Source organism: Glutamicibacter sp. (assembly GCF_035257265.1).
Classification (GTDB): Bacteria; Actinomycetota; Actinomycetes; order Actinomycetales; family Micrococcaceae; genus Glutamicibacter.
On record NZ_DATEXC010000019.1, the window covers coordinates 1 to 18,049 of the forward strand.

At 57.8% G+C, this 18,049-nt stretch carries 17 protein-coding genes and 1 rRNA gene; 9 read left to right on the forward strand and 9 right to left on the reverse strand.

Translation table 11 applies throughout. The features are described 5' to 3' along the window. Window position 1 precedes the first annotated feature (1 nt). The 6 genes from rrf to VJ369_RS03735 all read left to right on the forward strand — a co-directional run bounded on the left by rrf (window position 2) and on the right by VJ369_RS03735 (window position 7,351). Window positions 2–118, forward strand: a 5S ribosomal RNA gene (gene rrf / locus VJ369_RS03710). A 193-nt stretch (window positions 119–311) separates the two neighbouring features. Next, a complete protein-coding gene (locus VJ369_RS03715) occupies window positions 312–2,276 on the forward strand; it encodes a M13 family metallopeptidase (RefSeq protein ID WP_324090786.1) in 1,965 nt (654 codons plus the stop codon). Between the two features lie 122 nt (window positions 2,277–2,398). Further along, the gene (gene lysS / locus VJ369_RS03720) at window positions 2,399–3,913 is read left to right on the forward strand and encodes a lysine--tRNA ligase (RefSeq protein ID WP_324090787.1); all 1,515 of its coding nucleotides are present in this window, start codon (window positions 2,399–2,401) and stop codon (window positions 3,911–3,913) included. A 5-nt stretch (window positions 3,914–3,918) separates the two neighbouring features. Then, window positions 3,919–4,086: a hypothetical protein gene (locus VJ369_RS03725; RefSeq protein WP_181148077.1), complete on the forward strand. Its 168-nt coding sequence runs from the start codon at window positions 3,919–3,921 to the stop codon at window positions 4,084–4,086. A gap of 138 nt (window positions 4,087–4,224) precedes the next feature. Next, window positions 4,225–4,545, forward strand: a complete 321-nt coding sequence (locus VJ369_RS03730; RefSeq protein ID WP_096256843.1) for a histone-like nucleoid-structuring protein Lsr2 — start codon at window positions 4,225–4,227, stop codon at window positions 4,543–4,545. 292 nt (window positions 4,546–4,837) lie between these two features. Beyond that, window positions 4,838–7,351: an ATP-dependent Clp protease ATP-binding subunit gene (locus VJ369_RS03735; protein ID WP_324090788.1), complete on the forward strand. Its 2,514-nt coding sequence runs from the start codon at window positions 4,838–4,840 to the stop codon at window positions 7,349–7,351. 72 nt (window positions 7,352–7,423) lie between these two features. Here VJ369_RS03735 and VJ369_RS03740 read toward each other — a convergent pair whose 3' ends face one another. Genes VJ369_RS03740 through VJ369_RS03755 form a run of 4 tightly spaced genes read right to left on the reverse strand, consistent with a single transcriptional unit; the run spans window position 7,424 to window position 9,920 of the window. Further along, window positions 7,424–7,864, reverse strand: a complete 441-nt coding sequence (locus VJ369_RS03740) for a DUF1801 domain-containing protein (RefSeq protein ID WP_324090789.1) — start codon at window positions 7,862–7,864, stop codon at window positions 7,424–7,426. 12 nt (window positions 7,865–7,876) lie between these two features. Continuing rightward, window positions 7,877–8,284 (reverse strand): VOC family protein, encoded by a 408-nt coding sequence (locus VJ369_RS03745; protein WP_324090790.1) that lies wholly within the window; start codon window positions 8,282–8,284, stop codon window positions 7,877–7,879. 47 nt (window positions 8,285–8,331) lie between these two features. After that, a complete protein-coding gene (locus tag VJ369_RS03750; RefSeq protein WP_324090791.1) occupies window positions 8,332–8,721 on the reverse strand; it encodes a helix-turn-helix transcriptional regulator in 390 nt (129 codons plus the stop codon). After that, window positions 8,721–9,920, reverse strand: a complete 1,200-nt coding sequence (locus VJ369_RS03755; RefSeq protein ID WP_324090792.1) for an MFS transporter — start codon at window positions 9,918–9,920, stop codon at window positions 8,721–8,723. Before VJ369_RS03755 ends, VJ369_RS03750 begins: the two co-directional genes overlap by 1 nt. A 106-nt stretch (window positions 9,921–10,026) precedes the next feature. On the opposite strand from VJ369_RS03755, the gene VJ369_RS03760 reads away from it, so the two are divergent. Further along, a complete protein-coding gene (locus tag VJ369_RS03760; protein WP_324090793.1) occupies window positions 10,027–10,545 on the forward strand; it encodes an amino-acid N-acetyltransferase in 519 nt (172 codons plus the stop codon). Here the strand turns inward: VJ369_RS03760 and VJ369_RS03765 are convergent. Together VJ369_RS03765 and VJ369_RS03770 are read right to left on the reverse strand one after the other, a co-directional pair. Then, on the reverse strand, window positions 10,542–11,342 hold the full coding sequence (locus VJ369_RS03765; protein ID WP_324090794.1) for a DUF1206 domain-containing protein: 801 nt from the start codon (window positions 11,340–11,342) through the stop codon (window positions 10,542–10,544). The two genes, VJ369_RS03760 and VJ369_RS03765, sit on opposite strands and share 4 nt — an antisense overlap. 51 nt (window positions 11,343–11,393) lie before the next feature. Continuing rightward, window positions 11,394–12,302 (reverse strand): A/G-specific adenine glycosylase, encoded by a 909-nt coding sequence (locus VJ369_RS03770; RefSeq protein ID WP_324090795.1) that lies wholly within the window; start codon window positions 12,300–12,302, stop codon window positions 11,394–11,396. Window positions 12,303–12,387: 85 nt separating this feature from the next. Between VJ369_RS03770 and VJ369_RS03775 the strand changes: the two genes are divergently transcribed. Further along, on the forward strand, window positions 12,388–12,990 hold the full coding sequence (locus tag VJ369_RS03775) for a hypothetical protein (RefSeq protein WP_324090796.1): 603 nt from the start codon (window positions 12,388–12,390) through the stop codon (window positions 12,988–12,990). Here the strand turns inward: VJ369_RS03775 and disA are convergent. From disA to VJ369_RS03790, 3 genes are read right to left on the reverse strand one after another with little or no spacing between them, the layout of a single operon-like run. After that, window positions 12,987–14,060 carry a DNA integrity scanning diadenylate cyclase DisA gene (disA, locus tag VJ369_RS03780; protein WP_324090797.1) on the reverse strand — a complete coding sequence of 358 codons (1,074 nt, stop codon included), beginning with the start codon at window positions 14,058–14,060 and terminating at the stop codon, window positions 12,987–12,989. The two genes, VJ369_RS03775 and disA, sit on opposite strands and share 4 nt — an antisense overlap. A 33-nt stretch (window positions 14,061–14,093) precedes the next feature. After that, window positions 14,094–15,488, reverse strand: coding sequence for a DNA repair protein RadA (gene radA, locus VJ369_RS03785; RefSeq protein WP_096256833.1), 1,395 nt, complete (start codon window positions 15,486–15,488; stop codon window positions 14,094–14,096). 30 nt (window positions 15,489–15,518) lie between these two features. Beyond that, on the reverse strand, window positions 15,519–16,649 hold the full coding sequence (locus tag VJ369_RS03790; protein WP_324090798.1) for an FUSC family protein: 1,131 nt from the start codon (window positions 16,647–16,649) through the stop codon (window positions 15,519–15,521). Window positions 16,650–16,895: 246 nt separating this feature from the next. On the opposite strand from VJ369_RS03790, the gene VJ369_RS03795 reads away from it, so the two are divergent. Further along, a complete protein-coding gene (locus VJ369_RS03795) occupies window positions 16,896–18,011 on the forward strand; it encodes a phosphate ABC transporter substrate-binding protein PstS (RefSeq protein ID WP_324090981.1) in 1,116 nt (371 codons plus the stop codon). Window positions 18,012–18,049 lie beyond the last annotated feature (38 nt).

The window sequence follows — 18,049 nt, forward strand, 5'->3', positions numbered from 1 at the left end:
TTACGGCGGTCATAGCGTGGGGGAAACGCCCGGTCCCATACCGAACCCGGAAGCTAAGGCCCACTGCGCCGATGGTACTGCACTCGTGAGGGTGTGGGAGAGTAGGTCACCGCCGGACTTAACTTGGAGTAAGCGACGTCATCTGATGATGATGTTGTTGTGGTTGGTTTGAGGCCCTGGACACTGTGGTGTTCGGGGCCTCACCTGTTTAAGCCGTCGGCGCATATATGGCTCAGCTCGTTCAGGGCAAAGAACTAATAGCTACAGTGAATAGTAGATACTACTAGATCTGCTATATAGGGAGCCCCTCGTTGACATCTGATGCGCTGAAATATCTCGATGATTCCATCCGCCCTCAGGATGACCTGTATCGTCACTCGAACGGCAAGTGGTTCGACTCGGCATCGATTCCAAGCGATCAGGGGCTCTACGGATCATTCATGGAACTGCGTGATGACGCAGAAGACGCGGTTCACGCGATCATCACCGAAGCGGTCCAGTCCTACGAGTCGGGCACCCAGACTGAGGGCCCCACCAAGCGTATTGCAGAGCTCTACGGCAGCTTTATGAATGAAGAAGTGATTGAAGCGCGTGGCGCAGAGCCTGTCGCGCAGTACCTACGCGAAATTGCGCAACTTTCGACGATAGATCAGCTAATTGAGCTCTCTGGATCTTTCTACCGCAAGGGCATCAGCGGATTCCTCGCCTCCGGTGCGATGAATGACGCAGGAAATCCAGAGCGCAACCTCCTAACCTTCTTGCAAGCCGGCCTTGGGCTACCAGATGAGTCTTACTACCGTGAAGAGCAGTTCTCTCAGACGGTCGAGGATTATCAGGAGCACCTGAGTCGATTGCTGGAACTTGGTGGCATCGAATCTCCGAAGAACGCCGCGAGCTCAGTGGTGGACTTGGAGACTAAGATTGCGAGTCACCATTGGGACCGAGTTAAGGTCCGCGACGCACAAGCACGCTACAACTTGATGAACCAAGACGAAGTTCTTGCACTCTTCCCTGAGCTGCAGTCCTGGTTACAGGGTGCCGGTATCGATTCGAAGTACAGCGCTGAGGTAGTCCTCTGGCAGCCAAGCTACTTCAAGGCACTATCTGAACTACTAAACACCGAGCCACTAGAGAGCTGGAAGAACTGGCTCACTGTGCAGGTCCTGCGTTCGTTCGCACCGTATCTGTCTAGTGCTTTTGTTAACGAAAACTTCTCCTTCTACTCAGCGAAGCTGGGCGGAGTGGAAACCCTCAAGGAGCGCTGGAAGCGCGGCGTTTCGTTCACCGAGGGTGGCGTAGGTGAAGACATCGGTCAACTTTACGTAGCCAAGCATTTCCCGCAAGAAGCTAAGACCGCGATGGATGCTTTAGTTGAACGACTCACTGAGGCCTATCGTATTTCCATCTCCAATCTGCCGTGGATGGGCGCTGCAACCATCGAAAAGGCGCTGGAAAAGCTGTCGATGTTCCGGCCAAAGATCGGGTACCCCGATGAATGGATCGACTACTCTTCGATCACGACGGACCCGTTGGACGTTATCGCTAATCTTGCAGCGGCCAACGAATTCGAATTTAAGCGTGAGCTAAAGAAGATTGACGATGGGGTGGATCGCGAACTGTGGTTCATGTACCCGCAGACGGTCAACGCTTACTACCACCCACTGCTCAACGAGATCGCCTTCCCGGCTGCCATTCTGCGCCTGCCATTCTTCGACAAAGATCGCGACATCGCCTCCAACTTCGGAGCTATCGGCGCGGTCATTGGACACGAAATCGGTCACGGCTTTGACGATCAGGGATCGCAGTATGACGGTACCGGGCAACTAACAAACTGGTGGACCGAGGAAGACCGAGCTGCCTTTGAAAAGCTCACCGGAAAGCTCATCGACCAGTACAACGCGCTGAGCCCTACGGAAGCACCAGATCACCAGGTCAACGGCCAGCTGACTCTCGGCGAAAACATTGGTGACCTTGGCGGGCTAGGTATCGCCTACCAGGCATACAAGTTAGAGCTGACGGCACGGGGTATCGCAGAAGATGAAGTGATCGAAGGTGTTACCGGTGATCAGCGTTTCTTCTACGCCTGGGCAGAATGCTGGCGTACGCTGATCCGCCCGGAAACCGCAGTTGTCCGGGTGACCACCGACCCACACGCTCCGGGCGAATTCCGCTGTAATCAGGTGCCGAAGAACCTGGCAGCCTTCCACGAGGCTTTTGACACGAAGCCAGGCGACGGGATGTGGCTAGACCCGGCCGACCGCGTAACCATCTGGTAGTACCGAAACAAGGTGCAGGGAGTGATCCCGGCACCTTGTTTTCGTTAAGGCATAAAGATCACCATGTAAGTCGCATCATGATCAGGCCACAGAGCAATCAATGACACGTAGAATGGACTATTGTGACTTCCCAAAATAATTCCGTAGATAGCACCGATCCGAACGACCAGCGTCAGGTCCGCATCGATAAGCGCAACGCCCTGCTGGCAAACGGCGAGGAAGCCTTCCCGGTTGGGGTGGCACGCACTCATACTTTGCAGCAGGTCCGTGAACTGTTCCCAGATCTGGAGCCGGACCAAGCAACCGGTCAGCGCGTCGGCGTTGCAGGACGCATCGTCTTCATGCGCAATACCGGCAAGCTTTGCTTCGCCACCTTGCAGGAGGGCGGCCCAAAGGGCGCCGGAACACGTCTGCAGGTAATGCTCTCGCTGGCCAATGTCGGCGAGGAGCGCTTAGCCCAGTGGAAGTCCCTGGTAGACCTCGGGGACCACGTGTTTATCACCGGCGAGGTAATTTCTTCGCGCCGTGGTGAGCTTTCGGTCATGGCCGAGGGGTTTGAAATGGCTTCCAAGGCCTTACGCCCGCTTCCAGTACTGCACGCAGATTTGAACGAAGAAACGCGTGTGCGTCAGCGTTACGCAGATCTGATCGTGCGCAACGAGGCACGCGAGATGGTTTACAAGCGTGCAGCGATCATCCGCGCCGTGCGTAACACCCTAGAAAACCAGGAGTACGTCGAGGTGGAAACCCCGATGCTGCAGCTGGTGCACGGTGGCGCCTCGGCCCGCCCATTCAAAACCCACCTGAACGCCTTTGATCAGGAAATGACCATGCGCATCGCGCTTGAGCTATACCTGAAGCGCGCTGTGGTTGGCGGCGTGGATCGAGTTTTCGAAATCGGCCGAATCTTCCGTAACGAGGGCGTGGACTCCACGCACTCGCCAGAGTTCACCATGCTCGAATGCTATGAAGCCTATGCAGACCAGTATGTGATGGCCGAGCGTATGCAGGAGATCATCCTCAACGCGGCGGACGCCATCGGCGCTGGCCGAACCTTGGAGACCGCCAAGGGAACCATCAATCTTGATGGTGAGTGGCGCTGGCTGAGCGTCTACCCGGGACTCTCTGAAGCCGTGGGTGTGGAAATCACCCCGGATACGGATGCCTCGGTACTACGCGAAGTCGCCGCAAAGCACGAAGTTAAGATTGATCCGTCGTGGAGCGCGCAGAAACTGGTTATCGAGCTCTTCGGCGAGATCGTCGAGCCGAACTTGATCGACCCAACTTTCGTGTGTGATTACCCGCCGCTGGCACAGCCACTGGCTCGTCCGCACCGCTCGAAGCCTGGTGTGATCGAAGCCTGGGACCTGATTATTGGTGGCATGGAGCGTGGTACCGCATTCTCCGAGCTCATTGACCCGGTCATCCAACGCGAACGCCTCACCGAACAGTCGCTGATGGCTGCCGGCGGAGACCCCGAAGCGATGCAGCTTGATGAAGACTTCCTGCGTGCACTGGAATATGGTGCCCCGCCAATGGGTGGCATCGGCTTGGGCATTGACCGACTAGTGATGCTCTTTACCGATCTGGGTATTCGCGAAACAATTTTGTTCCCATTACTCAAGCCGGAGGCCTAAAGCCCATGCCATATGTAGAGGCTATTGTTCCGACTATCGCTTTGGCGCTCATTTTCTGGTACGCGATGAAAGCGATTACAAACGCCGACAGAAATGAACGTAAGGCTCAGGCTGAAGCCGAGGCAAAATTCATCGATCGTGGCAATTCAGAATCTGGTACGCCTGGGAAATAGGATAAACCTAGTAATTCCCCCTTAATTCTTTGTTGCGTTCGGATTTATTGCGAATTTTGACTATACTTGATTTCTGCAATGAACTTTGAGTTCTTTGGAGCTTAGTTCAGCAAATCCACGCATGGAGGAAATAGAATAATGGCACGTCAGGTTCAGATTGCCCTGATTGACGACATTGATGGTAGCGAAGCTGTTGAGTCCATTTCGTTTAGTGTTGCTGGTCAGCACTTCGAAATGGATTTGAATACGGAGCACGCCGACGAATTCCGTGCGGCCTTAGAGCCATATATCGATGCTGCACGTTCAGCCAAGCAGAGCAGCACGAGTGAAGCCCCTGCAATTCGCGCATGGGCTAAAGAAAACAACATCAAGGTCAACGCTCGCGGGCGTTTGAACGCTGATGTTGTGGATGCCTACAACGCAGCAATGCGTAAGGGTGGCCGAGGTCGCGCCAAGTAATTTACTGGGTATTCAATAAGTCTCTACAAGGGGCCGAAGTATCGAAAGATACTTCGGCCCCTTGCTTGTATAACGGGTACATCACGGCTCATTTATTTGGTGTACCAATGAATGTTCATGCTTGATGGAATAAGTCTGAAATTTAATGAACTAATTAGCGCACCAAATATTGGTATGCCATTCAATTATGGAGGAATCTACGCCTTCCGGTTATCCCTATGGCGAACAAGGGCGCATTGTGGCCGTCTGGTGCGTAGCATCGAACTATTGGTAAGCAAGGAGTGTGCCGAAGATGTTTGAGAGATTTACTGACCGTGCCCGTCGAGTTGTCGTGCTCGCCCAAGAAGAGGCGCGCATGCTCAACCACAACTACATCGGCACCGAGCACCTGCTGCTCGGTCTTATCCACGAAGGTGATGGGGTAGCCGCCAAGGCGCTCGAATCACTGAATATTTCGTTGGGTGCCGTGCGTGAGCAGGTGCAGGAGATTATCGGTAAGGGCCAGCAGGCCCCTTCCGGTCATATCCCCTTCACTCCTCGCGCCAAAAAGGTTTTGGAGCTTTCGCTACGCGAAGCGTTGCAGCTGGGTCATAACTACATTGGAACCGAGCACATTCTGCTCGGCCTGATCCGCGAGGGCGAGGGCGTCGCAGCCCAGGTGCTGGTGAAGCTGGGTGCCGACCTCGGTCGCGTGCGCCAGCAGGTCATCCAGCTGCTCTCGGGCTACCAGGGAAGCAAGGACACCGCTTCGGCTGGTGTTAGCTCTGGTGGACAGTCCGAGGGAACCCCTGCGGGATCTGCAGTACTGGACCAGTTCGGCCGCAACCTCACCGCAGCAGCCCGCGAAGGCAAGCTGGACCCGGTTATCGGTCGCGAACACGAGATGGAACGCGTTATGCAGGTCCTCTCGCGTCGTACCAAGAACAACCCGGTACTCATTGGTGAGCCAGGCGTCGGTAAGACCGCGGTAGTCGAGGGGCTAGCCCAGGCGATCGTGCGTGGAGACGTCCCGGAAACCATCAAGGACAAGCAGCTGTACACCCTGGACCTCGGTTCACTGGTGGCCGGCTCACGTTACCGCGGTGACTTCGAAGAACGCCTGAAGAAGGTGCTCAAGGAAATCCGTACCCGCGGAGACATCATCTTGTTCATCGACGAGATCCACACCCTCGTGGGTGCAGGTGCCGCCGAGGGCGCTATCGACGCTGCTTCGATCCTCAAGCCAATGCTGGCTCGTGGCGAACTGCAGACCGTCGGCGCAACCACCTTGGATGAGTACCGCAAGAACATCGAGAAGGACGCGGCGCTTGAGCGTCGTTTCCAGCCGATTCAGGTCAAGGAGCCTTCGGTCGAGCTGACCACGCAGATTCTGCGTGGCCTGCGTGACCGCTACGAAGCGCACCACCGCGTGACCATCACCGACGGTGCACTGCAGGCAGCTGCTACGCTGGCGCACCGTTACATCTCGGATCGTTTCCTGCCCGATAAAGCCGTTGACTTGATCGACGAAGCCGGTGCTCGACTGCGCATCCAGCGCATGACCGCACCTCCGGCGTTGAAGGAAATGGACGAGGAAATCGCGACCGTGCGACTGGAGAAGGAAGCTGCGATTGATGCGCAGGACTTCGAAGGTGCCGCATCGCTGCGCGATAAGGAATCCAAGCTCATCGAGGCCCGTAACGAGAAGGAAAAGTCCTGGCGCAATGGCGACCTCGACGAAATCTCCGAGGTCACCGAGGAACTCATCGCCGAGGTTTTGGCTAACTCCACAGGTATCCCAGTGGTGAAGCTGACCGAGGAAGAGTCCTCGCGTCTGATGAACATGGAAGACGAGCTGCACAAGCGTGTGGTCGGCCAGGACTCGGCAATCAAGGTGATTAGCCAGGCGATCCGTCGTACCCGTGCAGGTCTGAAGGATCCAAATCGCCCAGGCGGCTCGTTCATCTTCGCCGGTCCAACCGGTGTAGGTAAAACCGAGCTGGCAAAGGCTTTGGCCGAGTTCCTCTTCGGCGAAGAAGATGCGCTGATTACTCTGGACATGTCCGAGTACTCCGAGAAGCACACCGTTTCGCGGCTCTTCGGTGCCCCTCCGGGCTACGTCGGGTACGAAGAAGGCGGACAGCTGACCGAGAAGGTCCGCCGTCGTCCATTCGCCGTCGTGCTCTTTGACGAGGTGGAGAAGGCCCACTCGGACCTGTTCAACTCGTTGCTGCAGATCTTGGAAGACGGTCGTTTGACCGACTCGCAGGGTCGCGTGGTCGACTTCAAGAACACGATCATCATCATGACCACCAACCTTGGTACCCGAGATATCTCCAAGGGTGTCATGACAGGTTTCCAGGCATCGGCCGATACCCGTACCGGCTACGAGCGGATGCAGGCAAAGGTTCAGGAAGAACTGCGCCAGCATTTCCGTCCGGAATTCTTGAACCGCGTTGATGACATCGTGGTCTTCCCACAGCTGGACCAGGACGAGATCGAAGAGATCGTGGATCTGTTCGTCGCACGTTTGGCCAAGCGACTAGATGACCGCGGTATGACCATCGAGCTGACTCCGGCCGCGCGCAAGCTTTTGGCCGAGCGTGGCTACGATCCAGCCATGGGCGCTCGTCCATTGCGTCGCACGATCCAGCGCGATATTGAAGATCAGCTCTCGGAGAAGATCCTCTTCGGGCAGATTGTCTCAGGGCAGAAGATCACCGTTGACGTCGAAGGCGAAGCGGAGACACGTAAGTTTGTCTTCCATGCAGAAGGTGGAACCGGTGAGCTGGAAGGCGAACCGGCACCAGCTGCGCTGGAAAGCTAAGGCTTAGGCAATAAAAACCGCGGGTGAGGTATTCGGATAACTTCCGACTACCTCACCCGCGGTGCTTTTAACCTAGTTTTTCACTGCCTTGGCCACCAAGTCGGTGAGCATTTTGAGATGCTTTTCTTCCAGAGCGGTGATCGCAAAAGAAGTTGGCCACAAGGTCCCCTCATCTAGTCGCGCCACATCGTTGAAGCCAAACGTTAGATAGCGTGCCTCAAACTTCTTGGCATCTTGAATGAAGCACAAAACCTTGCCATCAAGAGCATAAGCAGGCATCCCGTACCAGAGCTTTGGCTCCAATTGTGGGGCCGTGGTGGTGATCAGCTGGTGCAGGCGCTGAGCCAGTTCCTTATCGCTTCCTTCGAAGGAGGCGATTTTTGCTTCCAGGTCCGCTCGCGCGGCCTGCTGCTTCTCAGCCTTGCTCATGCGCTTCTTCGGGGCTTTTAGTTCGGCCGCGCGTTCTTTCATTGCGGCTTTTTCTGCCGCGCTGAATCCCTGAGTTTCCGACATGTTCAATTACTCCTAAGCGCTTTGATTGATGCGGACCATATTTCCCGACGGATCGCGGAAGGCGCAATCACGAGGCCCCCACGGTTGTTCGATAGGTTCCTGCAAGACTTCTGCCCCGCTGGCGCTGACGGTTTGGAACACCGAGTCCAAATCATTGACGGATAGCACCAGGCCACCTAGCGCCCCCTTGGCAACGAGTTCCGCGAGAGCGGCCGCGTCTTGATCTGAGCGTCCAGCGCCTGGCGCAGAGAGTACCAAGTTCAGACCAGGTTGCCCAGATACTGCTAGAGATACCCAGCGGAACCCGCCGTGAGCTACATCCGAGACGACCTCAAGACCCAGCGCGTCACGGTAAAAAACTAAGGCTTCATCGACATCAAGTACGGTAACCGGAATATATTGCACACTAATATTTGTCATGAATTCAGCCTAGCGTCGGGGAAAACTCTGAGCTTCTCCAAAACTGCTCAAAATCGGGGAGGGCGCATCAAGATCTTGGCAACACACGCTGGGATCTCCTCGGTCGCAGAATGCTCACGTGCTGCATAAGCCGAAGGTGATTCACCAACTATCTCGGTGAATCGGCTGCTAAAGGAACCAAGCGAACTCCACCCAACAGCCATGGCAGCTTCAGTTACCGAAACTCCGGCGCGTAAGAGCACCATGGCTCGTTCGATTCGGCGGGTCAACAGGTATGAGTATGGTGTCTCTTCGTAAGCGCGCTTAAACTCCCGAGAAAAATGTGCGGGGGACATCAGTGCACGCCCGGCCATGGCAGGAACATCTAACGGTTCCGCAAAATGCCGATCCATGAGGTCTCGTGCCCGGCGCAGGTGAGCCAAGGTGGCCAGATCCATTAGCTGCGTTTCCGCAAGACTAAGTACAGGCCGAGGCCCGCACAGCACAGGTACACTCCGGTTACCGCCAGCCAGCCGGTAGTGAACCCGCCAGGCGAGGAGATCAACGCACCCATAGCCAGTGGTCCAAAAGTAAACCCGGCAAACTGCCCGGCCGAGACAATGCCGGTGGAACTACCTAGTGAAGCGGCTGGAACCGCACGCAGCAACGCGGCCATCAGCACCACCGAAACGCCCAGGGCTGCCGCACCATGTAAGAGCACCGCAACCCATAACAGAGGAGCAGAATGCTGTACCTGGGCTTGCCAGAAGGTCAACGCGCCACTGGTGGCTAACAGGGCTAAGGTGAGCAACAGTTTAGGTGCAGAGACTCCCTTAGACATCAGTGCTCCCCAGCCGATACGTGCGGCCACGCCGAAGGCTCCTGCCACGGCCGCGGTCAAGCCGCCTAAAAGCAATGAAAAGTGCAACTCGCGCACCGCAAACAGGGGAAGGTACACGTTGGTTGCCTGCACCCCCATACCGTTAATGAAGCCAAAGGCGGTCAACGTGATAACGATAAAACGAGTGGAAGGGCCGGTCGCGGTTGCCGTATTTTTCCGTGGCTTGCTCGTCGGGACGGGAAGTAGGGCCGTGGCGTTGATCAGCCTGACCGTCAGCACCCCGAGTACCGCGGCAAGTATCGCTCCAACCAATGAGGCCCCGCGCCAGCCAATCCAGGCGGCCAGCAACGGGAATCCGAGGCTGCCCACCAGCTGGCTTACCTGCACACCAGACTGCTTGATGCCCGTCCACGTGATGCGTTGTGCCCCTGGCACGCGTTGGACCAGCACTCGGTTGGTCACCCCGTTGGGGAAGGACTGCGCGAAGCCAGCGAACATCGCGGCCACGAGAAGCAACGCGTAACCGCTGGGAATAGCAGCCAAGGCAAGCGCGGCAGCAGATAGCCCAAAGACGATGATGAATAAGCTGGCGTCACCGCGCCGATCCGCAAACTTACTGAAGGCGGCGTTACCTATAGCCGCGCAACCGAAGCATACGGTGGCAAGTAAACCGAACTGCGTCTCGCTGATTTGCAGGTCCGAAATAACCAGGTCGCTGGTGGCACTGAGCCCGTAGGTAAACAACGGGGCGATACCTACTGAGGCCAGGAGCACTAGCAGCAAGCCGGCTCCGGGTTTGGCCATATGCTGTTGCATCGTGCTCCCTGATTTGTGGTTGTCCGTCCTTAGTGTTGCATATTGCGTGGCTGATGTGTCACAAAAAAGACTTCAGCGCTTGGGTGGGCTTGGTTACGGGAATAGTATGTGGCAGGTGAATACTTTTACCGTCCGTTCAGCCCGTACCAGCGATGTCGCGAAAATTAGGGACCTTGTGCGCCCGCTCGCGGTAGACCGAATCTTGCTGGATAAGGAAGCGGTAACCTATTACGAGTCCATACAAGAGTTCGTCATCGCCGAGGATGCCAGCGTCGGCGAAGTAGTCGGCTGTGGTGGACTGCACGTGATTTGGGAAGATATCGCAGAGATCCGCACGCTGGCCACCAGCACCAAATACCGCGGTCAGGGCGTTGGACATGTGCTGATTGAAGAATTACTGCGCAGGGCCAAAGAAGTCGGAGTGTCCCGGGTTTTCTGCCTGACCTTCGAAGTGGAATTTTTTGAACGTCATGGGTTCACCGTGATGGCCGATCAATCGGCCGTTGACCAAGAGGTGTATCAGGAACTGCTGCACTCGCGTGATGAGGGTGTGGCCGAGTTCTTGGACCTGGCGCGCGTCAAGCCGAATACCTTAGGCAACACCCGGATGATTTTGACCTTCTAGTCCATCGAATCATAGCGTGCACGGAAAAGCAGGTACACCGCGTAGGCCAGCAATCCGGCACCGATGGCCGCTAGCGCGATTGAACCGAAACTCTGGTCTCGAATGGCTTTGAGCGCCCCGTCAATTCCCGTTGCTTCCTCGGGGTCATGCTGAATTGTGGCGACAATAAAGAGTAAGCCAAGAGCGCCAAGTACCAGGCCCTTGGCGATATAACCGATTGTTCCGGTAATTTTGACTGCGGGGGAGATCGCCGTGCCACCAGTGGCTTTCAGGTCGTTTAGGAACCTGCGGGTCACGCCGCGGAAGACGAAAAACCCGCCTATGCCGATCACCGTGGCGCCAAAAATAAGCAATGCGAGCTGCCCGGCAGGATGCCCCATCAGCTCACCGCTGAGGCTTGTAGCCGTCTTCTTTGAATCGCTGCCACTGCCGATGGCATAACGGCTGAAAGCTCCGCCGGTGAGCAGAAAAACTAACCCGGTGGACACAAATTTTATGCGCGTACGAAGCTTGTCGCTGTGGAGGAACGCCTGAGAAATATTCCACAAACCCAAAAGCAGGGATCCAGCGGCACAGACCCATAACAACACTTCACCAAATGGTTGCGACGCGAGAGCCTGAATGGCACCGCTTTGATCTGCCTGAGCGGAGCCGCCGGTGGCGAGCACCAAAGCCAACGCGCCTAAGACGCCGTGCAATATCCCATTGGCCACGTACCCGAACCTGGCCAATCGCTCAAACCAGGGGTGATCGGCTGCCCTGCGGGCGGCATTAGCCGCGTCTGCGCTTGCGTTCATAGCCATAGCATAGGACGGTGGCGCCAAAATACGATAACTGGCGCGCGTAGCTTAGCTTGGTAGTCGGATGCCTGATTCTTCGGCAAGCGCTAATCCGTCGCTCAGCAGCCCGGCCAGTGCGCGTTCGCGTTGCTCAAGCGGAGCATCAAGCTTGTGCAGGGCTACAAAGTCGCCATGGTTTTGAAGCGCTAAATCCGCCAGGAAAGTCTCGCGCTGTACGGGTTCTTCATGGGCCCGCAAGATCGCCATCATCGCACCACGCACTTGGCGGTCGGTGCCCTTCCACGCTTGCCCCTTAGGCGCGTAATGCGGTGCGGGCTGCCCGGCTTTAATCCACGCGCAGTGTTCATAGACCGGGCAGGCATCACATTTTGGTGAGCGCGCCGTGCAGATCAGCGCGCCAAGCTCCATTACCGAGATATTCCACAGGTTAGCGCTTGCGTGCTCTTCGGGTTGCACCTGCTTGGCGCGGACGAACTCGCTGGCCCGCGGATTTGGTTCGGGTAGGGCCATCCCACCAAATAACCGGGCGTGCACCCGGCGGATATTGGTATCAACTACCACTGTGCGTTGTCCGTAGGCGAAACAGGCAATGGCCGCGGCGGTGTACTCGCCGACCCCCGGAAGTGCGCGCAGCTGCTGCTCGGTTTCGGGAACCTCACCGTTGTACTGGGTGGTGATTTCAATGGCGGCCGCATGCAAACGCATGGCGCGGCGCGGGTAGCCTAAACGGCCCCAGGCTTTTAACGCTTCGGATAACGGCTCGGCGGCCAGATCTTGAGGCCGTGGCCAGCGGTGCATCCACTGCTCCCAGACCGGCAGTACGCGCACCACCGGAGTTTGCTGCAGCATGAATTCGCTGACCATAACGGCCCAGCCGCTGACGCCAGGACGGCGCCACGGGAGGTCGCGGGCATTGCGCTGGTACCAGTGATTAATTTGTTGGTGGATTTCTTGCACATATCCACTCTAAGCGAGCCGATTCACGGTGTGGAATCGGCTCGCATTACCGGGCTGAGGCTCAGCAATGAACTAGCCTTAAGCCATGAGTAATGCATCGGGGGGAAAATCAGCGGCCAGCGTCTACCGCCGCCGGCGCATTGCCGTGTCCGTGATTGCTTTAACAATCGTCGGCTTGCTGGTTTGGGGCGGCGTAGCATTGGCCGGAATTCTTGGAGCCAGCACGCCAGCCGAAAATAAGCCGCAGGCGGTGCCGAGCAGTTCGCCAAGCCCCAATGAGTCCGCGACACCGGACACGGGGGACAAGTGCTCTTCGGATGAGGTAAAAATTACCGCCAGCACCGACGCAGGCTCGTACCCTACCGATAAGCAGCCGGTGTTGATCCTTGGCATTGAGAACAGTTCAGAGCGTGAGTGCGAATTAAACGTGGGCACCACACAACAAGAATTCTTGATCACCAGTGGCAACGACCGCATCTTCTCCACTCTCGACTGTCTGACCGACGGTGAAGATGTGGCAATGAAAATGAAGCCAGGACAAAAAGAATCCGCTCGCTTCACCTGGTCCCGGCAACGCTCGGCCCCGGGGTGCAAGTCAGTGAACGTGAAACCACGTCCGGGAACCTACAAATTCACCGCAGCCTTAGGCGAAAATAATTCGGAGCCGGTGACCTTCCAGCTGGACTAGATGTACCGGTCCAGAAGTGAGGACTCGGCCATCCGGGCGAGACCTTCCCTGATCGAACGCGCGCGCTGTTCGCCGACGCCTTCGATTTCCATCAGTGAGGTGGTGGACGCCGCCATCAGGTGCTGCAGATTGTCGAATGCCGCCACCAGCCGCTCACCGATAGCCTTGGGCACCGTGCGGATCTGGGAGAGCAGCCGGTAACCCTTCGGGGTGAGCTGGTCATCCTGGCTCACCGTCGAATTCGGGAACAGAATCTTGGTGAGCGCTTCCAGCTCGACCAATTGTGCGTCGGTGATCTCGGCGAGCTTCTTCAGCGCCTCGTCAATATCCAGCTCCACGCCCTCTGCATTTGAATAATCGCGCAGGATCAGCTGGTTATCGGCTTGCACCCCGGCGAGCAGTTCCGCATGCTGGGCCGCGAGCAGGCGGCCGTCAACGCCCAGTTCCAGGACATGCCGGGAGATCTCCTCGCTGGTTCGGCGCAGCATTTCGGTGCGTTGCAGCACCGCAAGAACCTCGCGAACCGTGGCGACGTCTTCAATTTCCGCGGCAGACAGGGCGCTGGTGACCTGGTCCAACCGGTGCCGGTACCGCTCTAGGGTGGCTACCGCCTGATTACCGCGCGCCAGCAGTCGCTCGCTGGTTTCCAGCACGTGGCGCTCGCCGGCCGCATATAGCGTGATGGTATGCATCGATTGGGAGACCGAGATAACCGGGAAACCGGTCTGTACTGCCACGCGCTCGGCTGTGCGGTGCCGGGTACCGGATTCTTGGGTTTCGATCGCAGCATCAGGCATGAGCTGTACGCCTGCTTGCAGTACCTGTTTTCCCGTTGCGTCAAGAATAATCGCCCCGTCCATCTTCGCTAGTTCGCGGATCCGGGTGGGTGTGTATTCGGTGTTTATTCGAAAACCGCCGGAGCAGATGGATTCAACTACCCGGTCATGACCTAGAACTATTAGCGCTCCGGTACGTCCACGCTGGATGCGTTCAAGCCCTTGAGCAAGCTCGGTTCCCGGTGCGATCCGGGCCAGAGTGGTTAACAGTGCGGGGGTAGGGTGCAGTTTCACCGTGCGTCCTTTCAGCGGGCAGCAACCACCATTTTATCCTGTTGGATTCTTTCGCTGGGTAAAGGCGACGTCTAGGGCCTCGGTGATCGACTCGACCTGGAAGACGCGAATACCGTCTGGGATATTTTTTAGCGGTTCCGGGGTAGAAGGTGCCATGGCGAAAGAGAACCCCAGCCGGGCAGCCTCGGTAATTCGTCGGGAAATTTCTGGTACCTGGCGCACCTCACCGGCCAACCCCACCTCGCCGAATGCGACAAAGTCTTGGGGAAGCGGGAAATCGTTCATTGACGAGGCGATTGCCAGGGCGCAGGCGAGATCCGCAGCAGGTTCGGTAATTTTTACCCCGCCAACGGTGGCGATATAAGAGTCCATCGCGGACAGGTCCATGCGGGCTCGCGCCTGCAGTACCGCCAGCACCATTTGCGCGCGCGCCGGATCCAGGCCGCTGGTAGCGCGGCGCGGAGCCGGAGCGCTGGAGCGTGAAAGCAGGGTTTGCACCTCGGCGACCAAGGGGCGGCGGCCCTCCAGAGTCACGGTAATGCAAGTACCTGGTACCGGGTTGCGGGTGCGGGTGACAAAAAGCTTTGACGGGTCCGTCAGTGAATGAATGCCATCTTCATTCAAATCAAAGCAGCCCACCTCATCGGTGGCACCGTAGCGGTTTTTCAGCGCACGTAAGATGCGTAGCCGGGAGTGTTTCTCGCCGTCGAACTGGCAGACCACATCCACCAGGTGTTCGAGCAGCCGCGGGCCGGCAACCGAGCCTTCCTTGGTTACGTGGCCGACCATAATGGTGGTCATTGCCCGGGTCTTCGCGGCATTAATGATGGAGGCCGCGACCTCACGCACCTGTGACACGCCTCCGGCTGACCCGTCGATTTCTGCCGAAGAGAAGGTCTGAACGGAGTCCAGCACCAGCAGCTGGGGGTCAATTTCGCGAATCTGGCCCAGCGCGAGAGACAGGTCGGTTTCCGCGGCCAGATACAGATTATCTGCTACCGCGTTAATCCGTTCGGCACGTGATTTAACCTGAGCCGCGGACTCCTCGCCGGTCAGATAAAGTACGCGCAGGCCGGTTGCCGCCGCCTTGGCAGCTACATCAAGTAGCAAGGTGGATTTTCCTACCCCGGGCTCTCCGGCGAGCAAGATTGCCGCGGCCGGGACGAGCCCGCCACCGAGTACGCGGTCCAGCTCGGAGACCCCGCTGGTACGGAATGCCGCTGCCGAACCATCAATTTGCGCAATAGGTTGGGCAATATGTGCCACCTTGGCGGCCGGTGCGGTGCGCGCGGTGACTGCGCCAACCTCGTCGACCGAACCCCAAGCTTGGCATTCGCCGCAACGGCCAACCCATTTAACCGTTGTCCAGCCGCATTCGGCGCATTTGTAGCTTGCGGAAGGCTTGCTGCGTGTGGAGGTCTTGGCCATAGCTCAATGTTATCTAGCTCAACGGACAATTCAGCTCAGGCGAGGCAGTGGCCCCACAGCTTCTTCGTGATCCCGGCCGGCCGCCTGCAATAGGTCCACAACCATCGGGCGAAGCAGCAAGATCAGCCCTTCACCTTGCAACCCTTCGACGCCAAGTTCCCGCGGGTCGAGTTGAGCCGCTACCTCTTCGAGCTGGAGCCGGGCGGCTTTCTCAAATTTTCTTTGTCCGGCCACGGTCGGTTCGCGCACCGAATGGGCCATCGTACTTACCGCTTCGGATGTGTCACGCAGCAGTGGCGCCAGGCTTTGCGCGCCCTGCGCGGTCAGTGCGCTATTACTCAGCACCGAGGCCAGCCGGCGGGCGAAAACGCGGCAGTTACGGGTGGCACGATCAAAGTGTTCAAAACGTGAGGATAGCCGGCTCAGCTCATGGCGATGTCGACGTCCGGTGGGGGAGAGCGTGGCGACTTCACGGGCCGTACGGAAAGCGCCGGGAAGAGAATCGAGATGGCGTTGGGTGGCGCGAGCCTTGATCAGTGCGTGGAATGCTGCGCGGTGGTCATCGTCGCGGACCGCCCAGGAGCATTCGATCATCACCTCGGATAGCTCTTTGAGCAGGTCAGAGAGGCCACTGACGGGGGTGCGTCGCGGGTCGCTGGGCCACAAGATCACGATGAGCAGCGCAAGCACCGAGCCGGTCATTGCGTCAATGGAGCGTGCGAAGGGTCCGTCGGCACTAATCGGCAGCAAAACCACCAGAGCCGATTGCATACCCAGTTGAGTTGAGAAAATTGCGCCAGAATCGAGATAGCGGGCTACCACCAGAGATAACGACATCACCGCGGCTGCCTGCCAAATACCCTGCCCCCACCAGTGCATCAGCATGTCTCCCAGGGCCACACCCAGGGTGCAGCCTAGGGCGACCTCTGCGGTGCGCCGGGTGGTGGTGGCCGATCCGAAGCCCAGAGATACCAGCGCGCTGGTGGCGGCGAAGATTGGATCGGTATGTCCCCAGATTGCCGAAGCAATCCAGAATGCGCCGATTGCGCCCAGCGTCATACGCGAGATACGCGGTAGGGAGTTTCGGGTGCGCACCAGTCCGGAGCGGTTGCGTTGGCTCAGAAACTTCCACGTGCGGTGCGCTATTCCTGCTTGGGACATGCCACTAGTGTTCCATGACACTGCGCAAGAGGGTGCCTCGCGTCGGCGATGTTGCGCCAGTTGGTGAGGAAAACACCAAAAATAAACCAGGTGATCGAGCTCACGTGAGATTGTGCGGGTTGTTAACCTTCCGTTCACCTTGGCTGGGTGATCTGGTTACCTAGGGCGTTTAACGTCGTATACGAAGCGTGGCAGATGTCCGCTGTTGGTCCCACTCAGATCATCCATAAATGGGGAGTAATACTCGTGAAGCTCAATCGTTTTGGCAGCGCTGCTGCAGTTCTTTCCGTCGCCGCGCTCGCACTGACCGCCTGCGGATCAGATAACCCAACCGCAGCCGCTGGCTCGGAGTCGGCCAGCAGCTCGGCTGCATCCGGCGTCACCGGCACGCTAACCGGTGTCGGCGCTTCCAGCCAGAACTCGGCAATGGAAGCCTGGATCACCGGTTTCAAGGCCGAGAACGCGGACGCCAATGTGCAGTACTCCCCAGATGGTTCCGGCGCTGGCCGCGAAGCATTCTTGGCAGGCGGCGCACAGTTCGCCGGTTCAGATGCTTACCTGAAGCCTGAAGAAGCCGCCAAGGCTAAGGAAGTCTGCGGCCCAGAGGGCGCATTCAACATTCCTGCCTACGTCTCCCCGATCGCGATCGCTTTCAACCTTGAAGGCGTCGAAGAGATCAACATGGACGCAGCAACCATCGCCAAGGTGTTCAAGAAGGAAATCACCAAGTGGAACGATGAGGCTATCGCCAGCCAGAACCCAGATGTTGAACTGCCGGACACCGCGATCACCGTGGTGCACCGCAACGATGAGTCCGGCACCACCGAGAACTTTGTTGAATACCTGAAGGCAGCAGCTGGCGACGTCTGGGACTACGATGTTTCCGGTGACTGGCCAAGCGACATCCAGTCGGAAAACGCTAAGGGCACCTCCGGCGTGGTCTCCACCACCACCTCCACCGACGGCGCTATCACCTACGCCGACTTCTCCGCAGTGGGCAAGCTGTCCACCGTGAACGTCAAGGTCGGCGAGGAATACACCAAGATCTCGGCCGAGGCAGCAGCCAAGGCGCTGGAGACCGCAACCCCGGTCAAGGACGCAGCCGAGAACGATCTGGCGCTGGACCTTGAGCGTGACACCACCGAGGCTGGCACCTACCCAATCGTGCTAGTTTCGTACCACATCTACTGCAGCTCCTACAAGGATCAGGCAACCGTTGACCTGGTCAAGGCCTTCGGCAACTACGTCATCTCCGACGCAGGCCAGAAGACCGCGCAGGAATCTGCCGGTAACGCCCCGATCTCGGCCGCCATCTCCGAGAAGGCTGCCAAGTCGATCGACGGCATCACCGTAGCAAAGTAGTATCCAAGCATGACCGCGTGGGCGGATTAAAGTGATCC